Genomic DNA, 7148 nt, shown 5'->3' with positions numbered 1-7148 from the left:
CGCGTTATTCCTGTAAATAAATTACAGTCTAGCTCAAAGTTAAATTGACGCTGCCACCATAACGAATATATGGTGAGAGCAAATTATTCTTAACTTGACCAAAAAGAAAATTTTTTGTTTTTCTATTTAGATCCAACAAGTTTTCTTGCGCTAAACTGTCAAAATCAATTTCTTCAAATATTTGTTCATTTATAAGTATGGGAGGTGTTCCTGAACCTTGAGAAATCCAACTTTCTGTAACAATTAATCCCTTCGAATTAAAATAGATCACTAACGATGGGATTTTTTTTGCTGGAATTTTAACTGTTCCAAGTTCCCACCTAACAAGGGTGGGAACAGATGCGCCTTCCCACTCATCGATAAGTTCTTTTCTAGTTAGCTGTAGTGATGATCTGCAATATGTAATGCGATCACCTATGGAGTTTATTAAGCATTCAGTCATATTTATTTATAGCTATAGTTATAGTATTAGGTCTTATGATAAGACATTATCACGAAGTTTATCATTAAGTACAATTTCATCACAGAGGAAATCATTTATAATGTATTTGATCTTATCGATAGTGTCGCTAAGCTCGTGATTGATTTAAGCCATCCGTGGCTAAAATCGACTCGCAAACACGACAAGTATGCCTCCGGCGGCCCTGGCCGTCCTGTGTCCGTTCATGGTTCTGTCGCAAAAACTTTCATGAGAGACAAAGGGATTTATTCTGGACGCACTTATGCTGCAAGCGCATAGAACTGTTCAAAAATAGTCAATTCATTTGACTGAGTATGCTGATTTTTACGCAGCATGTGGTGTAATTCGATGCCGGATAATGTCGCTTCTGCGGAGTGAAACGCCTTAAATCCCCTCATTCCATGGGTGATTTTTTTCACAAACCGGTGGTCTTGCTCCATGATGTTATTGAGGTATTTTATTTGACTTACCGTCATCTGCAATGGCGAACCACCAAACATACATAGCAGCGCCAAAGCTAGATTGATCGTGTTGACTCCAGCTTTATTGGCGCCACTCTTATCCATCGTTACTTTCTCAGGAAGCCCACTTGAGCCGATTGCTTTATTAAAAAAAGCCCGTGCAGCAGGCTCATCACGCTTCTCAGACAGCATGAAATCAACAGTTTGGCCCCCTTTGTCGACAGCACGATACAGATAAACCCACTGTCCTTTAACCTTAATATAGGTCTAGTCCATACGCCATGATACACCAACTGGGCGCTTACGCTGTTTGCGAAAGGATTCTTCCAGTTGAGGTGCATAACGAAGTACCCAACGGTTGATAGTGGAGTGGTCGACTTTTAAACCTCGCTCTGCTGCCAGCTCCTCAACGTCACGATAGCTCAATGCATAAGCCACATACCAACGAACCAACATTAAAATGACATTATCTTTGAAATGCCGCCGCTTAAAACTGAGCATGAAATAACCATTGATAATTGCAATGGCGTTAGTCTAACCAGTTACCATTCTTTTTGCGACAGAGCCTCCAATTCTGACCACAGAAAGTATCCTTTCGGAAGTAAATGCTCTACATCTACAGCCCCAATAGAATTAAATAATGAGTTTTTATAGAAATGATCAATCCATTCTGGATTATTTGTCAGTAATTCACGGGAACAATCATCATTATAAATTTTTATATAATTAAAATATGTAATGCCAATTGATTCAAGTAAGGGGTTAAATAGCTCCTTGACATTTGTACTGCTAGTTAAAGCATGATGTTTTTGTAAATTTATACCATCCATATATATAACCTTATATTTAGTTATACTAAAGTAAGAGTTTTATCTTGGCTAACCACAACTTCATCCATTTCCGTTAATGCATTTATTAATGCATTAACGTTAGAGCTAACGTGTGGAATAGACTCTTGTTCTTCCGTAAGAAACCCGTTTTTTTGACAGTTATTTACAAAAGAAAATAATCCATCAAAAAAACCATCGACATTTAAAAAACCTATATTTTTGTCGATCTCACCTATTTTTATTGCATTCCAGGTTTCTATTGCTTCTTCAAGAGTACCAATACCACCTGGCATTACAATAAAAGCATCAGCTAAATTTTGCATCATCTTTTTTCTCTCTTGCATGGACTCAACTATATGCAATTCATCTAATATTTCTAATGGCTTTTCTTTCTTTATGAGATGACTGGTAATTACACCAATTACTTTACCGCCTGATTCTTTAACAGTTGTTGCTAAAAGTCCCATCATTCCAAGACTGGAGCCTCCATAAACTAATGTAAGGCCCATATCTGCTATTTCATTTCCTAATTTAACAACAGCCACTTTAAATGCTTCATTTTTACCAAAGTTTGCACCCAAATACACGCACACTGATTTCATCAAAATAACCTTATTTTTATATTTCTAACATTATATTCATTTATATTGGACAAGATAATGCGTAAAAAATACCTGTTTTAATTTGATATTAACTATGCTCTGTAGTTAGTGTACGCGCCGCGTACACTAAACTACCTCTTCTAAATATTTTCCCAAATATTCAGTAAAGTTATTAATATCGATTTTTTTAATCATGGTTTTTGACAATGAAATCCTTCCTTCACTAGTAATTCGGAATAAAACTTCTCCGGTTTTTCCTTCATATACTCGTGATGAATTCCTATTTGTCTTAATATTTGATAAATGCTTATCTATTAACTTAGTAAGATTATCTGTTCCATATCCTTCTCTAATTTTTGGAGCCAAATTTATAACGGCAGATAAATATTCATTGCCTTTACTACAAATCAAAGACAAAAATGCCGCCGTCTTCGGCTTCACTTTAGCCATATCTTCTACTGCATCCCAAACTTCCTTTGGAACTTTATTAAAAGACATTAATTCACTAAATGATGTTTTTGGTATATTTAATCTTCTAGATAACTCATTTTGGCTAATATTCAAATCAATCATTAATTTTTCATAAGCAACGGCCAAAGAATAAGCGGATAAACTTTTCTTTTTGTTTTCACTTGTTTGAATGACTAAACAACCGGCATCATCTTCATTTGTTATGATAGCTTTTAAATTTATATTGGCAAAAGAACATGCTCTCCATCTTCTTTCACCTGCAATTACTTCATACGCATAATCTAAAGAATCTATCTTTCGAACTATAGCTGGTTGCAACTGTCCATTTTGCTTTATATCTTCAGCTAATTCTTCGATACTACCTAGCTCAAATCGATTTCTATCTGCATATTTCCAATTTCGACATTTTTCTGGATCAATTTCTATAATATTAGAATTATCTTTATTAGCTAACTCTTTCTCTAATGAGTCGATATGTTCCTTCAAATTTTTATTTTCTTCTATTTCTTTATTCGCAATATTTTTCCAATCTGCTGTATTATCTTTAATAAGAGCACCCGTTACAGCCTGTTTTCGCATATCAATTTTCATCATTTTATCCTTATGCCTTTAAAATAAAATCAATTACACCAAGATACTCTTCAGCCACTTTAGATGTTGGCTCATAATCTACAATCGATTTAGAGATAGCTGGACTTTTACACTCCTTTACTTTTACACTCTTAGAAATAACAATAGGACAAAATTCTTTAGGATAGGTTTCTTTTAAACTGTTGATAATTGCACTATCAAAAACGGTCATAGGCTTTGACATGGAATTACCTACAATCGCAGCCACTTTTAAATTATCTGCAACTTTTCTCATTTTTAAAACATCTACTTTATCAAACACATCTTGCATACCCCAACTATCATATAAGTCAATAGTAAAAGGCATCACAACTTTAGTTGTTGCAGCCAAAATCGCATCAAACCAAGGAGAATCTGTAGGTATCCCATCACAAATTATTACATCATAAATTGTTCTATAAACTTCTATTTTCTCTTTTAATCTAAACAAAAGATCTTGTGGGGGAATACCATCCAAAACACCTCGCAATTCCTTTCCCGTAGCAATCACATCAAGATAATCGTTGTATTTAAAAGGAGTACCATTTCTTCCGAGAAGTAGATCACTTGTGGATAATCCTATATTTGATGGCGATTTAACTAAAGATAAACTTAAATGTCCCTGAGGATCCAAATCAATAGCTAAAACTTTTTTCTTATGAGTATTAGCCAAAATAAGTGAAAAATTGAATGATTGAGTGGTTTTTCCTACCCCGCCCTTATTTGTAATAATGCTCCATACATCGGCGGTTTTATTCGATGTCTTGTGATGTAGATCATCAACGTTACTCTCATTATCAACCCAACTCTCTAATATCTTTAATGCTTGAACTGGTGCCTTTGTATAATGCTTCTGTTCCCTACCCATCATCCATTTTTTTATGGTATTTACTGAATACCCCGTTATTTCAGATATATCAGATTGCTTTAATAAATGTGTGTCTCGTATTTTTTTTATTCTGTCATTAACGTCTAAATCTATAATTGCTTCTGTCATCATGATTCCTTGCTATTATGTGTCTAATTAACAAACGATTAGAAATTAATCAAACCATTTGCTTGATGAAAAGACTGTACCGAAGAATCATGTTAGTTCTATTTAAGAACTAAATCAATATAATTGACACATTAAGTTCTGTTAGGATAATATGTTTTTAAATATGATTTAAAATATGAATTTTCACAATACAATGAGAAAGTTATATGATTAAATTAAGAACAATAAAATAAGGTAAGGGTACATCGCGAATTATCTTGCATTAAAAGCATTGAGGATAAATGAAATAAGAAAAAACAGAAGCTGGTTATGGAGGGTCGGCAAACCCCCCATAGCCAAAACAACAATTAGCTCGGAACAAAGCTAACCACCAAAAATCCTCGAAGAAATTATAAATTTCACCGAAATTTTTGGATCCATCCACTTATTAGTTTAGCTTTGTTCCCTATAAACATCAAGATTTTTTGGTGTAAGGGACATGTATAATGGGATTTTTTAATAAGAATAACAACTCGTTAGAACGAGTGGGTAATAAGTCTTTTGCCCAGTGGGCAACTGAGAACAAGCAATCCATCGAGGCTCGATTGATTGATGAGGCAATTGCGTTTCTCAATGTTCATGGGGAAGATCTGCGAACACCGGTAAGCAGTCTAATCATAGACAATCGATGGCATTACATTGATAAACCGGCTAAAAAACAAAGCTATCGCGCAACAATCGAATATAACAGCGATGGGATCCCCTATCTCGCTTTGACCTATTATACCTTTCGACACGGTGGTTTTTCCGCGCGCTTTGATAGCAAATCCGTACTTAAAGCACTATGGCAAGAGACGAGGGGAGGGCTTTGTTCATCACCCGTAAAGACAGCAATTAAACCCCGTATTGAGCCAATAACACCAAAAATCAATCCCATTGATTGGATTGCTCGTGATAAAGAAGCCTGGCAGGACATGACTGATACGGGTAATAGTGACTACCTCAACCGAAAAGGGCTGTCCGATGGCGTTATTCCTGGAATTAAGCACGGTAAACATCACGTTGCGGTAGCTATCATTGATACCCATAATACTTTTTTAGGTCTGCAACGCCTTTTTAATGACGGTCAAAAACGCTTCACTAAAAGCTTATCTAAAAAAGGTCATTTTACGCTCATAGGTTGTCCTTCCTTGCCTGAAAAGGTCAGCACCATACATGTATGCGAAGGGGTAGCAACTGCTGCCAGCATCCATCGTGCGATTGGTGAGCCGGTCTTTGCAGCTCTTGATGCCTTTAACTTACTCCCTGTATGTAAATCATTAAAACGCCACTATCCTAAAACACAGATTATTATCTGGGCTGATAATGACTGGCAAAAAGCTGATATTAAAACCAAATTTGGTAGGGTTTTAGGCAACACCGGACTCATTCAAGCCAACCGTACTGCGTTTAAACTAAGAGGCACCTTGGTCTGCACGCCTGATTTTTCAACATTCGATTTAGAACTGATTAAAGAGGCTACTGACTTTAATGATTTACATCGGTTAGACGGATTAAATCGCTTAGTCTCAACCATCCCCCAAAAACCTGATATCCATTTAGGCTTATGGCATGAATTACGACATTTTAACCAACATGCCCATGGAGCGGTGGCACCTGGTCAATTTAGAGAGGGCGTAAAGCTATCCTACAACAGTCGTTATTTACCCAATGACGTCTTTAAACGAGAGGGCGTACATTTAGTACGTTCTGCCATTGGTACAGGAAAAACGGCCATCGTAGAACACCTGGTAAAACAAAACCCTAAACAATCCATTTTATTTACAACCCATCTTATTTCACTGGTGGAAAGTGCCGCTTCTCGATTAGGGTTAACCAGTTATAATGAGTGTGATAATTTTGACTTACAAATCGAACATCGCCTGGCCATTTGCCTCAATTCCTTAGGCAAACTGACAGCCGAAGGCGCATTAAGACACTATGATGTGGTCATCATTGATGAAATCGAACAGGTTCTTGCGCGTCTGACTTCCCATATTGAACAAAAACCCCTGATATTTTCTGTGCTGCAACACGTTATGACAAATGCCAAGACTCTGATTTGTCTTGATGCGCATCTGTCAAAAGCTTCAGTACAAATGGTTCAACGATTTTGTCCTAATCAACCCGTCACCATTCATTTTAACCGCTTTGAGCCGGGAAGCGCACGCCAAATAGCCTTTCACGACAGCCCAGAAAGCGTTCAGATGGCTGCCATGCAGGCTTTAGAGCAAGAACAAAATGTATACCTCGCCTTTAATTCCAAAAAGGAAGCCTTTAAAACCTATTCAGCGCTGAGCATGGCCTTTCCTGAAAAGAAAGGTCTTTATATTTCCAGTGATAATGCAGGTGACGCTGAAAACCAGGCTTTTTTTAATAACGTCAATGAAGTGTCAAAACGCTACGATTACCTGGTATGTACTCCATCGGTGAGTACCGGTGTGTCTATTGATAACGGCCATTTTGATTTTGTAGGCGGTGTGTTTAACGCCCAGGTGAATACCGCCAATGATTGCATGCAAGCGTTAGGACGGATAAGAAACCACAAAACCTTGCACGTCTTTTGTGATAAACGACAAGCTTTTAAATCATTAAATCCTAATGTTATTGCCTCTAAGTGGTTAAACACGCATCAGTATGATATTGGCCTCATGAATCTGGATAAAGAGGGGCAACGTATCATTCTAAACCCTGATTACG

General features: G+C 36.8%; 6 protein-coding genes and 1 pseudogene. 1 reads left to right on the top strand and 6 read right to left on the bottom strand.

Annotated features, from left to right (window positions below):
• Positions 1-28 precede the first annotated feature (28 nt).
• The 6 genes and pseudogenes from Q0495_RS07235 to Q0495_RS07210 form a co-directional block, all read right to left on the bottom strand.
• Complete coding sequence (locus Q0495_RS07235; protein WP_298624494.1) at positions 29-442, bottom strand: hypothetical protein; 414 nt, start codon at positions 440-442, stop codon at positions 29-31.
• Between the two features lie 278 nt (positions 443-720).
• Positions 721-1422: pseudogene (locus Q0495_RS07230) on the bottom strand (IS6 family transposase).
• 41 nt (positions 1423-1463) lie between these two features.
• The gene (locus Q0495_RS07225) at positions 1464-1751 is read right to left on the bottom strand and encodes a hypothetical protein (RefSeq protein ID WP_298624492.1); all 288 of its coding nucleotides are present in this window, start codon (positions 1749-1751) and stop codon (positions 1464-1466) included.
• Between the two features lie 20 nt (positions 1752-1771).
• Positions 1772-2353, bottom strand: a complete 582-nt coding sequence (locus Q0495_RS07220; protein ID WP_298624490.1) for a TIGR00730 family Rossman fold protein — start codon at positions 2351-2353, stop codon at positions 1772-1774.
• A 126-nt stretch (positions 2354-2479) separates the two neighbouring features.
• Positions 2480-3418 (bottom strand): ParB/RepB/Spo0J family partition protein, encoded by a 939-nt coding sequence (locus Q0495_RS07215; protein ID WP_298624488.1) that lies wholly within the window; start codon positions 3416-3418, stop codon positions 2480-2482.
• Between the two features lie 7 nt (positions 3419-3425).
• A complete protein-coding gene (locus Q0495_RS07210; RefSeq protein WP_298624486.1) occupies positions 3426-4433 on the bottom strand; it encodes an AAA family ATPase in 1008 nt (335 codons plus the stop codon).
• Positions 4434-4915: 482 nt separating this feature from the next.
• Between Q0495_RS07210 and Q0495_RS07205 the strand changes: the two genes are divergently transcribed.
• The coding region (locus Q0495_RS07205; protein WP_298624484.1) for a plasmid replication protein, CyRepA1 family at positions 4916-7148 on the top strand (2233 nt) is incomplete at its 3' end.

The organism is uncultured Legionella sp. (genome assembly GCF_937871865.1).
Taxonomy (GTDB): domain Bacteria; phylum Pseudomonadota; class Gammaproteobacteria; order Legionellales; family Legionellaceae; genus Legionella.
This window is presented reverse-complemented; position numbering and strand designations above follow the sequence as displayed.

Coding starts and splice junctions, on each gene's coding strand:
- Q0495_RS07210 (WP_298624486.1), bottom strand. CDS start 4,433: ATGATGACAGAAGCAATTATAGATTTAGACGTTAATGACAGAATAAAA.
- Q0495_RS07225 (WP_298624492.1), bottom strand. CDS start 1,751: ATGGATGGTATAAATTTACAAAAACATCATGCTTTAACTAGCAGTACA.
- Q0495_RS07215 (WP_298624488.1), bottom strand. CDS start 3,418: ATGATGAAAATTGATATGCGAAAACAGGCTGTAACGGGTGCTCTTATT.
- Q0495_RS07220 (WP_298624490.1), bottom strand. CDS start 2,353: ATGAAATCAGTGTGCGTGTATTTGGGTGCAAACTTTGGTAAAAATGAA.
- Q0495_RS07235 (WP_298624494.1), bottom strand. CDS start 442: ATGACTGAATGCTTAATAAACTCCATAGGTGATCGCATTACATATTGC.